This window comes from Paraburkholderia phymatum, from assembly GCF_040965635.1.
Taxonomy (GTDB): Bacteria; Pseudomonadota; Gammaproteobacteria; order Burkholderiales; family Burkholderiaceae; genus Paraburkholderia; species Paraburkholderia phymatum_B.
In genome coordinates, this window is sequence record NZ_JBFRCH010000045.1 from 36,399 (window position 1) to 52,246 (window position 15,848).

Annotated in this window: 14 protein-coding genes and 3 pseudogenes; 14 read left to right on the forward strand and 3 right to left on the reverse strand. The window is 63.3% G+C overall.

Going from position 1 to position 15,848, the window contains the following annotated elements:
- The first annotated feature begins 40 nt into the window (after positions 1–40).
- From AB4Y32_RS36425 to bktB, 9 genes are all read left to right on the forward strand, one after another.
- Positions 41–1,039: a protocatechuate 3,4-dioxygenase gene (locus AB4Y32_RS36425; protein WP_368725924.1), complete on the forward strand. Its 999-nt coding sequence runs from the start codon at positions 41–43 to the stop codon at positions 1,037–1,039.
- Positions 1,040–1,074: 35 nt separating this feature from the next.
- Positions 1,075–1,728 carry an RraA family protein gene (locus AB4Y32_RS36430; RefSeq protein WP_368725925.1) on the forward strand — a complete coding sequence of 218 codons (654 nt, stop codon included), beginning with the start codon at positions 1,075–1,077 and terminating at the stop codon, positions 1,726–1,728.
- 32 nt (positions 1,729–1,760) lie between these two features.
- Complete coding sequence (locus AB4Y32_RS36435) at positions 1,761–2,483, forward strand: RraA family protein (RefSeq protein WP_368725926.1); 723 nt, start codon at positions 1,761–1,763, stop codon at positions 2,481–2,483.
- 2 nt (positions 2,484–2,485) lie between these two features.
- Positions 2,486–3,148 (forward strand): 4-carboxy-4-hydroxy-2-oxoadipate aldolase/oxaloacetate decarboxylase, encoded by a 663-nt coding sequence (locus tag AB4Y32_RS36440; RefSeq protein ID WP_368725927.1) that lies wholly within the window; start codon positions 2,486–2,488, stop codon positions 3,146–3,148.
- Positions 3,149–3,155: 7 nt separating this feature from the next.
- Complete coding sequence (locus AB4Y32_RS36445) at positions 3,156–3,944, forward strand: enoyl-CoA hydratase/isomerase family protein (RefSeq protein WP_368725928.1); 789 nt, start codon at positions 3,156–3,158, stop codon at positions 3,942–3,944.
- 62 nt (positions 3,945–4,006) lie between these two features.
- On the forward strand, positions 4,007–4,426 hold the full coding sequence (locus AB4Y32_RS36450) for a PaaI family thioesterase (protein ID WP_368725929.1): 420 nt from the start codon (positions 4,007–4,009) through the stop codon (positions 4,424–4,426).
- 468 nt (positions 4,427–4,894) lie between these two features.
- Positions 4,895–6,685 (forward strand): acyl-CoA dehydrogenase, encoded by a 1,791-nt coding sequence (locus AB4Y32_RS36455; RefSeq protein ID WP_368725930.1) that lies wholly within the window; start codon positions 4,895–4,897, stop codon positions 6,683–6,685.
- Positions 6,686–6,700: 15 nt separating this feature from the next.
- The gene (locus tag AB4Y32_RS36460) at positions 6,701–8,395 is read left to right on the forward strand and encodes an electron transfer flavoprotein-ubiquinone oxidoreductase (protein WP_368725931.1); all 1,695 of its coding nucleotides are present in this window, start codon (positions 6,701–6,703) and stop codon (positions 8,393–8,395) included.
- A 61-nt stretch (positions 8,396–8,456) separates the two neighbouring features.
- Entirely contained in the window at positions 8,457–9,644 is a 1,188-nt protein-coding gene (bktB, locus tag AB4Y32_RS36465; RefSeq protein ID WP_368725932.1) for a beta-ketothiolase BktB, read from the forward strand.
- A 932-nt stretch (positions 9,645–10,576) separates the two neighbouring features.
- Here bktB and AB4Y32_RS36470 read toward each other — a convergent pair.
- Positions 10,577–10,758 (reverse strand): annotated as a pseudogene (locus tag AB4Y32_RS36470) (alcohol dehydrogenase catalytic domain-containing protein); the annotation flags it as partial.
- 143 nt (positions 10,759–10,901) lie between these two features.
- On the opposite strand from AB4Y32_RS36470, the gene AB4Y32_RS36475 reads away from it, so the two are divergent.
- The 4 genes from AB4Y32_RS36475 (at position 10,902) to AB4Y32_RS36490 (ending at position 13,793) form a co-directional block, all read left to right on the forward strand.
- Positions 10,902–11,153: a DUF1275 family protein gene (locus tag AB4Y32_RS36475; protein ID WP_368725933.1), complete on the forward strand. Its 252-nt coding sequence runs from the start codon at positions 10,902–10,904 to the stop codon at positions 11,151–11,153.
- Between the two features lie 39 nt (positions 11,154–11,192).
- Positions 11,193–11,474 (forward strand): CsbD family protein, encoded by a 282-nt coding sequence (locus AB4Y32_RS36480; protein ID WP_368725934.1) that lies wholly within the window; start codon positions 11,193–11,195, stop codon positions 11,472–11,474.
- Positions 11,475–11,908: 434 nt separating this feature from the next.
- The gene (locus AB4Y32_RS36485) at positions 11,909–12,481 is read left to right on the forward strand and encodes a DUF2231 domain-containing protein (RefSeq protein ID WP_368725935.1); all 573 of its coding nucleotides are present in this window, start codon (positions 11,909–11,911) and stop codon (positions 12,479–12,481) included.
- Between the two features lie 25 nt (positions 12,482–12,506).
- Entirely contained in the window at positions 12,507–13,793 is a 1,287-nt protein-coding gene (locus AB4Y32_RS36490) for a sorbosone dehydrogenase family protein (protein WP_368725939.1), read from the forward strand.
- A 220-nt stretch (positions 13,794–14,013) separates the two neighbouring features.
- Here AB4Y32_RS36490 and AB4Y32_RS36495 read toward each other — a convergent pair.
- Both AB4Y32_RS36495 and AB4Y32_RS36500 read right to left on the reverse strand, forming a co-directional pair.
- Positions 14,014–14,205 (reverse strand): annotated as a pseudogene (locus AB4Y32_RS36495) (HlyD family efflux transporter periplasmic adaptor subunit); the annotation flags it as partial.
- A 177-nt stretch (positions 14,206–14,382) separates the two neighbouring features.
- The gene (locus AB4Y32_RS36500) at positions 14,383–14,940 is read right to left on the reverse strand and encodes a DUF4142 domain-containing protein (protein WP_368725936.1); all 558 of its coding nucleotides are present in this window, start codon (positions 14,938–14,940) and stop codon (positions 14,383–14,385) included.
- A gap of 466 nt (positions 14,941–15,406) precedes the next feature.
- On the opposite strand from AB4Y32_RS36500, the pseudogene AB4Y32_RS36505 reads away from it, so the two are divergent.
- Positions 15,407–15,728 (forward strand): annotated as a pseudogene (locus tag AB4Y32_RS36505) (NADPH-dependent FMN reductase); the annotation flags it as partial.
- Positions 15,729–15,848: the final 120 nt, after the last annotated feature.

Genomic DNA, 15,848 nt, shown 5'->3' on the forward strand with positions numbered 1-15,848 from the left:
ACCGACACGCAACACACAACACACAACGAAAGGAGACGAAATGGCACGCCTCGTAGCCGCATTCGGCTCGTCGCACAGCATCATGCTGGTGTCGCAGCGCGAAGACTGGCAGCACGGTTTTCGCGCGGTGGACCCGAAGAATCCGCATTACTTCGACAAGGCGGGCAATCACGTCACCTACGGCGACCTGCTCGAACGCGCGCCCGCCGTCGCAGACGCGCTCGTCACACCGGAGCGCATGGGCGAACGCTTCGATCAGGCCGAAGCGGCAATGGATGAATTGCGCGAGCGCATTCGGGCCGCGAAGCTCGACGTGCTTTTTGTTGTCGGCGACGATCAGACGGAGTTGTTCAGAACCACGAACAATCCGGCCTTCGCGATCTATTACGGCGAGACGATCCGCAATGCCAGGCGCGAGACGAGCCCGAACGACAGCTGGTATGCACGCGCGCGCACGATGCGTCAGGAGCCGGATGCCGACGTGCACTATCCCGTCCAGTCCGCGATGGCGCGCTGGATGATACGCGAGCTCTGCGAGCGCGACTTCGACATCGCGGCGATGAATGGCCTCGAGCGCGGCCAGTACGAGGGCCATGCGTTCTCGTTCATTCATCGACGCTATTTGCAGGGTCTCGACTTGCCCGTCATCCCTGTGATCGTGAACACCTTCGATCCGCCGAACCAGCCGACGCCGCGCCGCTGCATTCAGCTCGGCGCCGCGCTGCGCGAGCTGATCGAAGCCTATCCGGAAGACCTGCGCGTGGGCGTGCTCGCATCGGGTGGGCTCTCGCACTTCGTGGTGGACGAGGAACTCGACCTCGGCATCATCGACGCAATTCGCCGCAAGGACAGCGCGTGGCTCGCCGCGCTCGATCCGAAGCAGCTTCAGGCGGGCAGCTCGGAGATACGCAACTGGATCATCGCCGTCGAGGCGGTGAAGTCGCTCGACCTCGAATGGGTGTCGTACACGCCGGGCTATCGCAGCCCCGCGCTGACGGGTACAGGGCTGTGCTTTGCCGCGTGGCGCACGCTGGCGTGACCCGGCCTGCTGTGAAATTTACGGAGAAGAACCCTATGGCTGACCAAAACGTACAGCGCTTGCGCCGGCTCGATTGCTGCGCCGTCTCGGACGCGCTCGACAAACTCAAGCTGCCCGGTGTCGTGAGCGGACTGCCGCAGCGTGCCGGCGCGGGCCGCATCGCGGGCCGCGCAATCACCGTGAAGCTCGGTACGGGCGAACCGCCGCCCGGACCGCCCGTGCATCTCGGCTGCACGGCGATCGAACAGGCCGACAACGACAACGTGATCGTCGTCGAGCAGCGCAGCGGCGTCGAGGCCGGCTGCTGGGGCGGCCTGCTGTCGCTCGCCGCGAAAGTACGCGACGTCGCGGGCGTCGTGGCCGACGGGCCGGTGCGCGATATCGACGAAGCCGTCGACTACGAATTGCCCGTGTTCAGCCGCGCGACCACGGCGCGCACGGCGCGAGGGCGCGTCGTCGAGCAGGGTACGAATGTGGCCGTGCAGATCGGCGACGTGACGGTGGAAGCGGGCGACTACGTCATGGCCGACAACAGCGCCGTGATCTTCATTCGCGCCGGCGACATCGAGCGCGTGCTCGAAGCCGCCGAGATCATCGTCGCGAAGGAAGCCGCGATGGCGAAGGCGATTCTTTCAGGCACGCCCGTGGGCCAGGTCATGGGCGGCAACTACGAACACATGCTCGCATGAGCGCGATCGCAACTCACGGAACAACCGACACCATGACTGCAAACGACAAGCGCAACGACAACCGCAACGACAACCGCAACGTCGAACGCGATGACAACCGCGACGACAACCGCAACGTCGAACGCGCCGGCAAGCTCGACACGGCGACGCTCTCCGATGCGCTCGACAAGCTCGGCATCAACGGTCAGTGCTACAGGATCAAGGCGCGCAGCACGGACTTCCGGCTCGCGGGCCGGGCCTGGACGCTCAAGTACGGTCCGGCCGCGAATCCGCCCGGCACCGTGGGCGACTATATCGACGACGTGCCGCCCGGCGCGGTCGTCGTGCTCGACAACGGCGGGCGCGAGGACGCGACCGTGTGGGGCGATATCCTGACCGAGATCGCGCACCGCCGTGGTCTCGCGGGCACGGTGATCAACGGCATCTGCCGCGATGTCGCGTTGTGCCTGAAGCTCGGCTACCCGATCTTCAGCCGCGATCACTGGATGCGCACCGGCAAGGACCGCGTGCAGGTCGAGGCGACCAACATTCCCGTCAATATCGGCGACGCGCGCGTGCAGCCCGGCGACATCCTGCGCGGCGACGCCGACGGCGTGATCGCGATTCCGCGTGAACACGAAGAGGCCGTGCTCGACGCGGCGGAGGCCATTCATCACGCGGAGGAAGCGATACGCGAAGCCTGCCGCGACGGCATGCGTCTGGATGAGGCGCGCAAGCAGTTCAAGTACCACCAGTTGCAGACGCGGGGGAAATGATCATGAGAGAACACGATTCGGCGGCGACGATCCGCACATCCATACAACGCGTCGAGCCGGGCGTGGTCGAGACGGCGCGCGGGCTCCCTGCGGCGACACTGCACGAAGCGGGCGGCAAGACCGGCGCGCTGCCCTCCGCGATCAAGCCGGTGGCGCCTGGCTTCAGGATCTGCGGCACGGCCGTGACCGTGCATTCGCCGGGCGGCGATAACCTCTGGCTGCATCGGGCCATCGCGCTCGCGCAACCGGGCGACGTGCTGATGGTCTACGCGAGCGGCGTGTACGAGCACGGCTACTGGGGCGAAGTGATGACCACGGCCGCGAAGGCGCGCGGGCTCGCGGGCCTCGTGATCGACGGCGCCGTGCGCGATGCGGACCTGCTCGAAGCGATCGGCTTTCCGGTGTTCTCGCGCGGGCTGTCGATTCGCGGCACCAGCAAGGATTACGGCGCAATCGGCTGGATCAATGAGCCGGTGATGATCGGCAACGTGACGGTGAACGCGGGCGATCTGATCGTCGGCGACCGTGACGGCGTCGTCGCCATTCCGCGCGCGCGGGCGGCCGACATCGTCGGGAGGGCCGCGAAGCGCGAGGCCGACGAGGCAGCGATTTGCAAGCGCATCGAGGCCGGCGAGACGACCATGCAGATCTACAACTTCCACTGAGCCGACAATGACCGAGAAGTCCGACCAACCCTCCGCTCGTTCATCCGGCCTCGCGCCGGAACTCGTCGTCGCCGGTCCGATCGCGACGATCACGCTGCGCCGCCCCGAGATGGCGAACCGGCTCGACCCCGAAGATCTCGCGACGCTGCGCGGCTTCATCCGCGAGGTCAACGCGCGTTCTGACGTGCTCGTGCTGCGGCTATGCGCCGAAGGTCCCAACTTCTGCGCCGGCTTCAACATCGGCCGGCTCGCGGACGGCAACGCGGGGGCGAACTTCGAGGCGCTCGCGAATGAACTGGAGTACGCGCGCCCGGTGACGATCGCCGCGATCAACGGCGGCGTGTACGGCGGCGCGACCGATCTCGCGCTCGCCTGCGATTTTCGCATCGGCACCGAAACGAGCCAGATGTTCGTGCCTGCCGCGCGCCTCGGCCTGCTGTTCTATCGCGGCGGCTTGCAGCGCTATGTGTCCCGGCTCGGTCTGAACATGGCGAAAAAGCTGCTGCTCACGGCCGCGACGCTCGATGCCACGCAGATGCAGGCATGCGGCTTTCTCGATTCGGTCGTGGCGCCCGCGGCGTTGCGCGATGAAGTGGAGCGTCTGAGCGGCGAGCTGGCGGGCATGGCGCCGCTTGCGCTGCTCGGCATGAAGAAGCATCTGAACCGGATCGCAGACGGGACGCTCGATAAAGACGAGTTTGCGCGCGACGTCGCCCGTGCGGATGCTTCGCACGATCTGCGCGAAGGCGTGCTCGCGCGAAAGGAAAAACGCAAGCCGGTGTTTCGAGGCGAATAGGCCGGTGAGACACGACGGCTCCGATGGCCTGGCTTCGTGCCCGACAACAAGGTGACTGACGCATGAAAATCGACGATACCGAAATGGGCCGGCGGATATACGGCAGCAACGGAGGGGCGCCGCCCATCACGACGACGCTGGGCGGCGAGTTTGTGTCGCTTGCGGATAACGCGATCGAAATCGCTTACGCCGGGACGCCGGCGTTCCTGAATCCGGCGGGACATGTGCAGGGCGGCATGTTGTCCGCGATGCTCGACGACGTCACGGCTACGCTCGTCACGTCGACGTTGGCGAAGGGCGAACGCTGCGCGACGCTCAGCCTCAACACGACATTCCTTCGGCCCGCGAGTGCCGGCCGGCTGCTGGGCCGCGCGACGCTGGTGCGCCGCGGACGCGGCGTGTGCAATGCCAATGGCGAGTTGTGGCAAGGCGACAGGCTCGTGGCGACGGCTTCGGCCGTCTGCATGATCGTCGCCCTGTGACGAGCGGCCAGGCGCTTTCGTCGATGGAGAAACGGTTGGATTGCGCAAGACAGATCCGGCAAAGCGCGGCGTATGCCGAAGATGCAACGACCGATCGACGGACACCCAACAAGCCGCGTAGGAGAGACGCTGCGGCGACCGGTCGGCATTTCGCACGGGCCGAGCCAGGTAACCGTCGAGCATTGGACGCCAGGCTCCGAAGCGATCGCAGCGATGGATGGTGCTTCCACACGGATGGTTACTGACTGACGGGGCATCAAATGGTGCGTAGTTGCCTATGGCGCATACCGAACTCCGAGCGGCGCAGGTTCGCCCGCTCGCCATGGCCAGATTTGTCAGTAGGTGGGCAACTTTGGACAGCTTGTGCGCGGCATATGCCGGTACGATCGTTTGCAGTGTCACGGCCTGGCCATTTCCTTTCGGGCGTCGTGGCAGTTATCCATCGACCGCTTGATTGGACGAATCACCATGAGCTACACCGCCCCCGTCAAAGACATGCTTTTCGTGCTCAGCGAACTGAGCGGCATCGAAGACATTGCAAAGTTGCCCGGCTTCGAAGAGGCCGGCCTTGAAACGGCCCAGGCCGTGATCGAAGAATCCGCGAAACTGTGCGGCGAAGTGCTGGCGCCGCTGAACGTCGAAGGCGACCGGAACCCGAGCAGCTGGAAGGACGGCGTGGTCACGGCCACGCCCGGTTTCGCCGATGCGTTTCGCCAGTTCGCCGCGGGCGGCTGGCAGGGCGTGCAGCATCCCGTCGAGTACGAAGGCCAGGGGCTGCCCAAGCTGATCGCGGCGGCCTGCATCGAGATGCTCAACGCGTCGAACCTGTCGTTCGCGCTGTGCCCGCTGCTGACGGACGGCGCGATCGAGGCGCTGCTCACGGCAGGCAGCGAAGAACAGAAGCGTACCTACGTGCCGAAGCTGATCTCCGGCGAGTGGACGGGCACGATGAACCTCACCGAGCCGCAGGCGGGCTCGGATCTCGCGCTGGTGCGCACGCGCGCCGAGCCGCAGGGCGACGGCTCGTACAAGCTGTTCGGCACGAAGATCTTCATCACGTGGGGCGAGCACGACATGGCCGGGAACATCGTCCATCTGGTGCTCGCGCGCACGCCGGATGCGCCCGAAGGCGTGAAGGGCATTTCGCTTTTCATCGTGCCGAAGTTCATCGTCAACGAAGACGGCTCGCCCGGCGAGCGCAACGACGTGCATTGCGTGTCGATCGAACACAAGCTCGGCATCAAGGCGAGTCCGACGGCCGTGCTGCAGTTCGGCGATCACGGTGGCGCGATCGGTCATCTGATCGGCGAGGAGAATCGCGGCCTCGAGTACATGTTCATCATGATGAACGCGGCGCGCTTTGCCGTCGGCATGCAGGGCGTCGCCGTGTCGGATCGCGCGTACCAGAAGGCCCTCGCATACGCGAAGGAACGCGTGCAGAGCCGGCCCGTCGATGGCTCGGCGAAGCAGGCGGTGTCGATCATCCAGCATGCGGACGTGCGCCGCATGCTCGCAACGATGCGCGCGCTCACGGAGGCGTCGCGCGCGCTCGCGTATGTCGCGGCGTCACACTGCGATTTCGCGCACCGTCACCCCGACGACGCGAAGCGTGCCGAACATCAGGCGATCTACGAGTACCTCGTGCCGATCGTCAAGGGCTGGAGCACGGAGCTGTCGATCGATGTGGCGAGCCTCGGCGTGCAGGTGCATGGCGGCATGGGCTTCATCGAGGAAACGGGCGCGGCGCAGTACTACCGCGATGCGCGCATCCTGCCGATCTACGAAGGCACGACGGCGATCCAGGCGAACGACCTGATCGGCCGCAAGACGGTGCGCGATGGCGGCGCGGTCGCGAAGGCACTGCTCGCGGAGATCGCGCAGACCGTCGAAGCGCTGAAGCAGCACGATGACGCGGCGTTCGGGGCGATGCATAAGCACCTGTCGCGTGGACATGATGCGTTGCAATCGGTGGTGGCCTTTGTCGTCGCAAATGTGAAGCGCGATCCGAATGCGGTGTTTGCGGGCAGCGTGCCGTATCTGAAGCTCGCGGGCATCGTGCTCGGTGGCTGGCAGATGGCGCGCGCGATGCTCGTCGCGCAGCAGAAGCACGCGGATGACCCGTCGTTTTACGGCGCGAAGATCGCCACCGCGCAGTTCTACGCGGAACATGTGTTGCCGCAGGCAGTCGCGCTGGAGGCGTCGATCGTCAGCGCGAAGGGTGCGGAGGGCGTGCTGGCGTTGTCGGAAGATCAGTTCTAAAGCAGGGACGCACGCATGACAGCAAACCAGCAAGTCGATCCGTCGCAGGGATGGATCGAGCAGTATGGTCCGCGCGAGTCGATGGAATACGACGTCGTGATCGTCGGCGGCGGACCTGCGGGTCTCGCTGCGGCGATCCGGCTCAAGCAGCGCGCGGCGGAAAAGGGCGTGGAGATCGGCGTGTGCGTACTCGAAAAGGGCTCTGAAATCGGGGCGCACATCCTCTCGGGCGCGGTGATGGACCCGCGCGCGTTGAATGAACTGATGCCGGACTGGAAGGAAAAAGGGGCACCTCTGGAGGTTGAAGTGACGGAAGACCGCTTCCTGTTCCTCTCCGAAACGGGCGCCAGGGCCGTGCCGAACTGGGCGCTCCCCGACAACTTCAAGAATCACGGCAACTACGTGATCAGCCTCGCGAACGTGACGCGCTGGCTGGGTCAGCAGGCCGAAGCGCTGGGCGTCGAGATCTTCCCGGGCTTTGCAGCGGCGGAAGTGCTGTACAACGACGACGGCTCCGTCAAGGGCGTGGCAACGGGCAACCTGGGCATCGGCAAGGACGGCGAGCCGACGGAAAACTTCCAGCTCGGCATGGAACTGCACGCGAAGTACACGTTGTTCTGCGAGGGCGCGCGCGGGCATCTCGCGCGTCAACTGTCGGACAAATTCAAACTGCGTGACGGCGCCGATCCGCAGGTGTACGGCATCGGCATCAAGGAACTGTGGGAAATCGATCCCGCGAAGCACAAGCCGGGGCTCGTGATCCACACGGCCGGCTGGCCGCTCGATATGCAGACGTACGGCGGCTCGTTCCTCTATCACACGAGCAACAATCAGGTGATGGTGGGCTTCGTGGTCGGTCTCGGCTATTCGAATCCATACCTGTCGCCGTTCGAGGAATTCCAGCGCTACAAGACGCATCCGGAAATCCGCAAGTTTCTCGAAGGCGGCAAGCGCGTGTCGTACGGTGCACGCGCGATCACGGCAGGCGGGCTGATGTCGCTGCCGAAGCTCGTGTTTCCGGGCGGCGCGCTGGTCGGCGACGACGCGGGCTTTCTGAACGCCTCGCGGATCAAGGGCTCGCACGCGGCGATCAAGACGGGCATGCTCGCCGCCGATGCCGCATTCGATGCGGTTCAATCCGGCCGTCAGTCGGATGAACTCGCCGCGTATCCCGAGTCGTTCAAGACCTCGTGGCTGCACACCGAGTTGCACAAAGCACGCAACTTCAAGCAGTGGATGAGCAAGGGCCTGTACCTCGGCACGCTGATGGTCGGCATCGAGCAGAAGCTGCTGGGCGGCAACGTGCCGTGGACGCTGCATCATCAGCACTGGGATCACGAGATGCTGAAGCCGGCGTCGCAGTGCAAGCCGATCGACTATCCGAAACCTGATGGCAAGCTCACATTTGACCGGCTGTCGTCGGTGTTCATCTCGAACACGAATCACGAAGAGAACCAGCCCGCGCATCTGACGCTGGAAGACCCGTCGGTGCCTATCAAGGTGAACCTGCAAACCTACGCAGGTCCGGAAGCGCGCTTTTGCCCGGCAGGTGTCTACGAATTCGTGAAAACGGACGAAAACGAAGACCGCCTGCAAATCAATGCGCAGAACTGCGTGCATTGCAAGACCTGCGACATCAAGGACCCGACGCAGAACATCGTGTGGGTCACGCCGGAAGGCGGCGGCGGTCCGAACTATCCGAACATGTGAGTCCCCGACGGGTGCAACCGCGCCCGGTCGAAAAGACGCGTCAACTGTGGAGAAGAAAACTATGAGCAGGGAAGTGGTGGTCATAGGCGGCGTGCGTACAGCGATCGGCAAGTTCGGTGGCAGCCTGAAGGACTTCGCGCCGACCGAACTGGGTACGGCCGTCGTGCGCGAAGTGCTCGCACGGAACCGCGTCGATGCAAAGGATGTCGGGCATGTCGTGTTCGGCAACGTGATTGCCACCGAGCCGAAGGACTTGTACCTGTCGCGCGTCGCCGCCATCGATGCCGGCATCCCCGACTCGACGCCCGCTTTCAACGTCAATCGTCTGTGCGGCTCAGGCCTGCAGGCGATCGTGTCCGCGGCGCAGACCATCATGCTCGGCGATGCCGACGTCGCAATCGGCGGCGGCGCGGAGAACATGAGCCGCGCGCCATACATCTCGACCGACGCGCGTTTCGGCTCGCGCATGGGCGACTCGCGTCTCATCGACATGATGCTCGGTGCGCTGGACGATCCTTTCCACACGGTGCCGATGGGCGTGACGGCGGAAAACGTCGCGCGCAAGTTCGGCATTTCGCGCGAGCAGCAGGACGCGCTGGCGCTCGAATCGCATCGCCGCGCCGAACGCGCGATTGCCGAAGGGCGCTTCAAGAGTCAGATCATGCCGATGACGCGCACGGTCAAGGGCCGCGAAGTTGCGTTCGATACCGACGAGCACGTGCGCAACGACGCCACGTCCGACGACTTCACGAAGCTGAAGCCCGTCTTCGCGAAGGAGAACGGGACGGTGACGGCCGGCAACGCATCGGGTATCAACGATGCGGCCGCCGCTGTCCTGCTGATGTCGCGCGATGCGGCCACGCAGCGCGGTATCGCACCGATGGCTCGGCTTGTCGCCTATGCGCACGCCGGCGTCGATCCGCAGTACATGGGCATCGGCCCCGTGCCGGCGACGCGTCTCGCGCTGCAACGCGCAGGCCTCTCCATCGGCGATCTGGACGTGATCGAAGCGAACGAGGCGTTCGCGGCCCAGGCGTGCGCCGTCACGCAAGAGTTGGGTCTCGATCCCTCGAAGGTGAACCCGAACGGTTCCGGCATTTCGCTCGGCCATCCGATCGGCGCGACGGGCGCGCTCATTACCGTCAAGGCGTTGCACGAACTGCAGCGCATCAACGGACGGTATGCGCTCGTCACGATGTGCATCGGCGGCGGCCAGGGTATTGCCGCTATCTTCGAGAGCCTTTGCTAAATGCACGATGCGCGGCGCTGGCCGCGCACGACAGAGTCACGTGCTGCGCGTGCCGAAATCAGAGGCTATTCAGCCGCACGTCGTCGAGCTGCGAGCCACCAGCTTGCCAGCAGTGCATTCACAGAAATCGTTTTTAAAATGCACAAGCTGTGAAAACCTTATCCAGCAAGGCTCCGTGCACCTGACCTCCGTTCCCCGCGACACAAATTCCGACCTAACTTGCATAGGCAATGCGTCGAAACGGCTCTTTGCACCCGCTTTTTAACGTAAATCGGTTGCAAATGCAGCGTAGGTTTTCCAAAGCGCGAAGCGCTAACAAAATTGATTTGGGAATACCGCGAAGCGAAGTGCTTGCGCGGCCGCCCCGCGCAACCGGTCACATCCGCAACGACACAGCCCCAAAGCCTGACCTGCCTGCACAATCGCCGAGGAAGAGCAGGCGCCGCGCGACGCAGGGTACGAGCACCACGCATGACGAAGCGAATCAGTAGTCCAGCATATATCGCGAGGCTCTCTGCATCCATTCTGTTGCCGTTGCTCGCGCATCGCCTTGCCGGTGCCGAGGGTAAGCATCGCACCGGACGGCTTTGTTAAAGACCTGCAACGCACCTTCGCGATCGCGTGTGACCAGTTGCGGCAGGCCCAGCCGATCGGCTGGCCGGTGGAATTTTGTTTGAGGTCGTCCACGAAACCGACGCAGACCCAACCTGTCTGAGGGGCGAGTCAGGCGCGACGACCGTCACACCGTGTTCCGCGATGATCGCAGCCAGGGCGTCGCGCATGTTCGGATCGTCATCGACAATCCATGCGTGTGCCATCAAAAACGGATATGCAAAAAGACGCGCGCCCGCTTCATCAGAGCATCGCGCGTCGCTTGCGCAACAAGTCGTAATTGGCCTTTCACTTGAGCGTGTTCCAGCGCGGCAAGGTGCTTCGTGTCCGAGAACTGTTCCCGGCTGCATGAAAGCAGCGTCCCGCGCACCATACGCAGGTCAGTTCCGCAAATGGCGCTCGACGTGATGCGCACGACAGCGTCCGTTGGTTGCTCGATGGCAGGGTCGGCAACCGAATCGAGACGGATGTCGCCGATGTCGTGAAACACGACCGCTTTCATGATGCCCTCTCCTTGAGGGGTCTCGTGGCCAGCTCCTTCGTATCGCGAGCAAGCGCGGGTCCAGCAGACTGTCGGCCCGATGGAGTGCGGTTACTGAAGTGATGCCAGACGTCCCCTCGCCAGCGCGACTTCGGGCCAGCCGTTTGCTCGAAGCCGGACAGAGGGCGCAGCGCTACGTCGACAGCAGGCGGAACGTCCGTCAGGGAGGAAATGTGTGGAGGGCGAAAGTTCTTTCGGCGGTGGCAGGTTTTGTCGATGCAGCCTGCTTTCTCGGCCTGTCGCAGGTGTTCACCGCTCATGTGACGGGAAATCTGGCCGCGCTGGCGAGGGCGCTCGTGATAGCCTCGAATGTTGTCGAACTGCGTGTCGAAGATGCGCGGCATGTCGGATGCTGAGACATACGATATCGAAAGTAAGTCACTGGCGAGCGCCAGATGGTTACCACCGATGCGATGAAGACCAATCCAGACGAAGTGGGAGGCATTGTGCACAAGGTAGTTGGAAAAGTCCGAGAAACCGCCGAGTCACTTGTCGGCGATCCGGCAATGGAACTCAAGGCTAAGGCGCAACATCTCGGCGGCCAGTTGCAGGGGCAGGCGACGGACAGACTCGACGACATACGCGAACTGGCTACGTCGAGACCCGTGGGCTCACTCGTTGTCGTTGCTGCCGCAGGCTTCCTGCTTGGCTCGTTGTGGTCGAGCAGGCGCCACTAGCTGAGAGCGCGATTCGCCTGTATCGGCATGGAGTCCGGACCATTCGGACCATTCCTGTCTGCGCCCGTTTATCTCCCGTTACGTCGGCGATCGCTCCGCGGCAGACTATCGACGATTTACCGGAACGTCCGGGCGGTGGGCATCTGTCGAGGCGGGGTCGCTTGCCGCAGCGACAGACCCACTTGCGGCGACAGGCGTTTCGAGCGCCGCTCCGGACCGCTCCGATTGCCCGACCGGGCGCGCGCGTTGTCCCACAGGTTGCCCATCCACCGTCGTAACGCTGCCGTGGCCCACGCTCATGCTGTCGTTGCCCGCGTCGTGCGCCTTCTTGCACGCGGACATGCCGAATGCGAGCACAGCCACCGCGAGTGCGACAGACCCGAATCGTTTCATGCTTGCTCCCCGTCGTACGCGGTCATGGCCTGATGCCTGGCATGACTAAGATAAAAAGACATTCTGGTTCGGCAGCAGACGCCATGCCAGGCATCCCATGCGATCGTCCGATTCAAGCTTCGCGTTCAGAAGAGGATTCACCCATGACAGCCACTCCGATTTATCGATCAAGATTCGCCACGACGGTCTTCGATGTGCTCAACCCGATTCCGTATGGGCTTTTCGTCGGCACGTTGATTTGCGACATCGTCTATGCGAGCAGCCGCAACGTTTTCTGGGGCAAAGAGGCTGCTTGGCTGGTCACGATGGGCGTGCTGTTCGCGATCATTCCGCGCCTGATCAATCTCTGCCATGTGTGGATTCCGTCGCGCTATCCGGTGCTCGGCATCGAGCGCCTGGCCTTCCTGCTGAACTTGCTGGGCATTGCCGCGGCGATCGTCAATGCGTTTGTGCATAGCCGGGATGCGTATGCGATGGTGCCGCTGAACATCGTGCTGTCGGTTATCACGGTCGTGCTGCTGTGCATCGGACAGATCGTCCTCGCATCCGTCAAGGTCGGCGTGAGGGAAATCAAGGTCCGCAAGGTCGGCCTCAGGGAGACGGCTCGTGAATAACTCCATCTTCAGTTGCGTCCTCGTGATGACGCTCGCGGCGTCGCTCGCCGGCTGCAACGAGCGGGCAGAGTACGAACCCGAGCAGCAGGCAGGCAGCAATCCGCCGCTACCTGTCTCGCGCAATTCCTTCGCCCCGCCGATGCAGGTGCCGGATTACGTCGGCTGGCAGAAAGGCAAAACGCCGAAGGTGGCAGATGGCCTGAAGATCGAGGAGATCGCCTCGGGGCTCGGGCATCCGCGGCAGGTGTATGTGCTGCCCAATGGCGATATTCTGGTCGCGGAATCCAATAGCCCGAACGAGGAGGCCGTGACTACGCCGAAGCAGCTGGTCGCCGGGATGATCGGGCTTCGCTCGGGCAAGAAAGAGGAGGGCGCCAATCGCATCACGTTGCTGCGAAAGCGTACGGACGGCAACGGGGCATGGGACAAGCACGTGTTCATCGATCATCTCCATTCGCCGTTCGGCATGCAGCTCGTCGGCGATACGCTCTATGTGGCGGACACCGATGCGATCCTGAAGTATCCGTACAAGACAGGCGAAACCCATATCGCCGCACGCGGCGTCGAGCTCACCGATTTGCCCGATACCGTCAACCATCACTGGACCAAAGCGCTGCTCGCGAGTCCCGACGGCAAGAAGCTGTATGTCGGCGTCGGCTCGAACAGCAATGTCGGCGAAAACGGCATGGACGTCGAGTACCGCCGCGCGACTGTGCTCGAAGTGGATGTCGCGACGGGCGGCAGCCGCATCTACGCGGCCGGCATCCGCAACCCGACGGGATTGCAATGGGAACCGAAGACCGGGCAGCTTTGGGCGATCGCCAACGAGCGCGATGAAATCGGTCCGGACCTGGTCCCCGACTATCTGACCTCGGTGCATGAAGGCGCCTTCTATGGCTGGCCGTACAGCTACTACGGACAGCATGTCGACGGGCGCGCGCAGCCGCAGCGCCCCGATCTCGTCGCGAAGGCGATCAGGCCCGACTACGCGATCGGCTCGCACGTCGCAGCGCTCGGCCTGCTGTTCTACACGGGCAACGGTCTGCCGGAGGAGTATCGGGGCGGGGCCTTCATCGGCGAGCACGGCAGCTGGAACCGCTCGCCGCTCAGCGGATACGAGGTCGTCTACGTCGCGTTCGACAACGGTAAGCCAGTCGGCGCACCGAAGCCTGTCGTCACGGGTTTCGCTTCCGGCGACCAGAAGCAGCTATATGGCGCACCCGTCGGTCTCGCGCAGGATCGCGACGGCGGGCTCGTTATCGCCGACGACGTCGGCAACGCGGTTTGGCGCGTGACGAAGACGGGCAGGTAGGAAGCTGCGGTTTGTTGCGTGACCAGAAGCGGCAGCCAGGTGCGCCGGGCACTGACGCCAGATTCACAGATTCCTCCTTCCGCAAAACTGGGAACACTGCTCGAATCGTCGATGGTCTATCCGTGCTTCGGTTCACCGGATTGCTGCTCTTCACGTCTTCGGGAAGGTGTCGAAAGAATGGAACTGGCGCCCGGCCGCGAACCCATGGCTGATCGCGGTGGTCGCCGGGCCGCATCCGTTCGAGTTGCGATTCCTTGAAGTTGGCCGTGATCCGGACTTCAGGCATGACGATTGAGAACAGCGACGCGCCCGCCTGGAGAAAGCCGCCGAGCTGGACGTTGCGCTTCGTGATCCAGCCGTCCGACGGCGCGCGCACTTCGCAATAGGACAGATTGAGCCGCGCCCGCTCGAGGCAAAACCGGCGGCCCGCGATTTCCATCGCAGTCTTAACGCGTATCGCCAACCGGTTCAGCAATTTCCGAGCTTGCCCGCCGTCTAGCGGTTCAGGCAGACGCAACGCCAGATGACGTCACTCGCATCGGACATCCTTTGCCGCCGACACGAGGTGCTTCAGAAACCCGCTTGCTCTCTATTGCGTCCCAGCGGTTACGCCTTTCTTCGAGGCCAGATCCTGAGCCATCTGATAGTGCTTCTCGATGGTAGGCAGCGCGTCGTGGGCGGCTTTCTTCAGCTTTGCGTTCTGGCCATTCGAGCTCTCCTTCTCGAACGCGGCGATTGCCTCCTTGTGACCTTCTACGCCGAGCTTCGAAATATAGGCCTGATCGAACGCTTTGCCCTTGAGGCCTTTCAGCGAATCTAGCGTGGACGTGTCAGAGTTGTCCTTGGGCACCGTCACGCCATGAGGCGCAGCCATTTTCATTTGCAGCGCCAGTTTGGTATGGTCGACGAGCATGTGATGTGCAAAGGACTTCACGTCCTTGTCCTGTGAGTTGTGCATTGCGAGTTTTGCCGCGTCGATTTCGGTGGAACCCGCCATCGACGCCGTCTGCACAAAATCCTTGTCCTGCTGCGCAAGCGGATTGGCCCCTGTCGTCGAGGCGGCTTCCGTCTGCGCGCTTGCGAGCGTCGGAGCGGCGAGCGTGGCGACGTAGAGTCCGGTACAGACGATGACGTACGTGAATTTCATGCTGTTCTCCCTGTGTGTTCGGTTACGTGAGCGAGTCACCTGATTGCTTGACTGGATCATTAGCTGAGTGAGTTGTGATTGAGCGTTCAACCTCGTTCCTTGCTCGCCAGTACACCGGCTTCGCGCAGCGCGGCGACAACGTCGATGCACGGCCCCTCGCAGCGCGCCGCATGGCGTACGAACGTGCGTCGCAAACGCCGTTCCCAACAGCATTCGACGCGGGAACGCTGGATGCGAACGAGGACAGACAAGCGTTCTCTTGCAAGGAGCCTGTCATGCCACTCAGGCACGGTAAGTCTCGCGAAACTGCGTCGCATAACCAAAACGGAGAAGAAGCACGGGAAGCCGCAGTCCGACCATCGATAAAGCAGTGCGTCTCATGGCAATCTCTAAAGCAACGGAAACATCCGGAAAGCCTGGCGTAAATGTTCTGAACGTCGAGAGGAAAGGGCAAATTACCGAAGGCATGTCACGCGAGGCGTTTCGCGAACGCTTCAAGGCCCGCTTTTATGACCCGGCGTTCCGGGCGGAAGAGGCGGCCATCGAGCGGCTCGAAGCCATCGCATGGCAGGCCTACGCCGAGGGCCGCAAAGCGCCCGTGACGAAGAATGCGGGCGCGAGCTCGCGGGCTACGATCTCTCTGTTGAATGGCGAAGCGCGTGTGAACGTGTCAACGCGGCGCGGAAGCGTCAACAGGACCGGTCGACGCGCTCTCGTGTGCTGATCATCAACGGATCGTCGCGCACCGGCTACACGTGTGTCCCGGAGAAATGTCGAAGACTCCTCGAGCAGTGTGCCGTCCTTGTCGATAAAGACGGCCGACTGATGAAGCGTATCGGCGGGCGTGACGGAGGGCGTGAGCATGGCAACCTCGGCTGGATCGAACATTGGATGTGACTCGGCGTGCG

Bases quoted from the DNA above. Each gene is read 5' to 3' on its own strand.
- AB4Y32_RS36425 (WP_368725924.1), top strand. From the start codon at position 41: ATGGCACGCCTCGTAGCCGCATTCGGCTCGTCGCACAGCATCATGCTG.
- AB4Y32_RS36430 (WP_368725925.1), top strand. From the start codon at position 1,075: ATGGCTGACCAAAACGTACAGCGCTTGCGCCGGCTCGATTGCTGCGCC.
- AB4Y32_RS36435 (WP_368725926.1), top strand. From the start codon at position 1,761: ATGACTGCAAACGACAAGCGCAACGACAACCGCAACGACAACCGCAAC.
- AB4Y32_RS36440 (WP_368725927.1), top strand. From the start codon at position 2,486: ATGAGAGAACACGATTCGGCGGCGACGATCCGCACATCCATACAACGC.
- AB4Y32_RS36445 (WP_368725928.1), top strand. From the start codon at position 3,156: ATGACCGAGAAGTCCGACCAACCCTCCGCTCGTTCATCCGGCCTCGCG.
- AB4Y32_RS36450 (WP_368725929.1), top strand. From the start codon at position 4,007: ATGAAAATCGACGATACCGAAATGGGCCGGCGGATATACGGCAGCAAC.
- AB4Y32_RS36455 (WP_368725930.1), top strand. From the start codon at position 4,895: ATGAGCTACACCGCCCCCGTCAAAGACATGCTTTTCGTGCTCAGCGAA.
- AB4Y32_RS36460 (WP_368725931.1), top strand. From the start codon at position 6,701: ATGACAGCAAACCAGCAAGTCGATCCGTCGCAGGGATGGATCGAGCAG.
- bktB (WP_368725932.1), top strand. From the start codon at position 8,457: ATGAGCAGGGAAGTGGTGGTCATAGGCGGCGTGCGTACAGCGATCGGC.
- AB4Y32_RS36480 (WP_368725934.1), top strand. From the start codon at position 11,193: ATGGTTACCACCGATGCGATGAAGACCAATCCAGACGAAGTGGGAGGC.
- AB4Y32_RS36485 (WP_368725935.1), top strand. From the start codon at position 11,909: ATGACTAAGATAAAAAGACATTCTGGTTCGGCAGCAGACGCCATGCCA.
- AB4Y32_RS36490 (WP_368725939.1), top strand. From the start codon at position 12,507: ATGACGCTCGCGGCGTCGCTCGCCGGCTGCAACGAGCGGGCAGAGTAC.
- AB4Y32_RS36500 (WP_368725936.1), bottom strand. From the start codon at position 14,940: ATGAAATTCACGTACGTCATCGTCTGTACCGGACTCTACGTCGCCACG.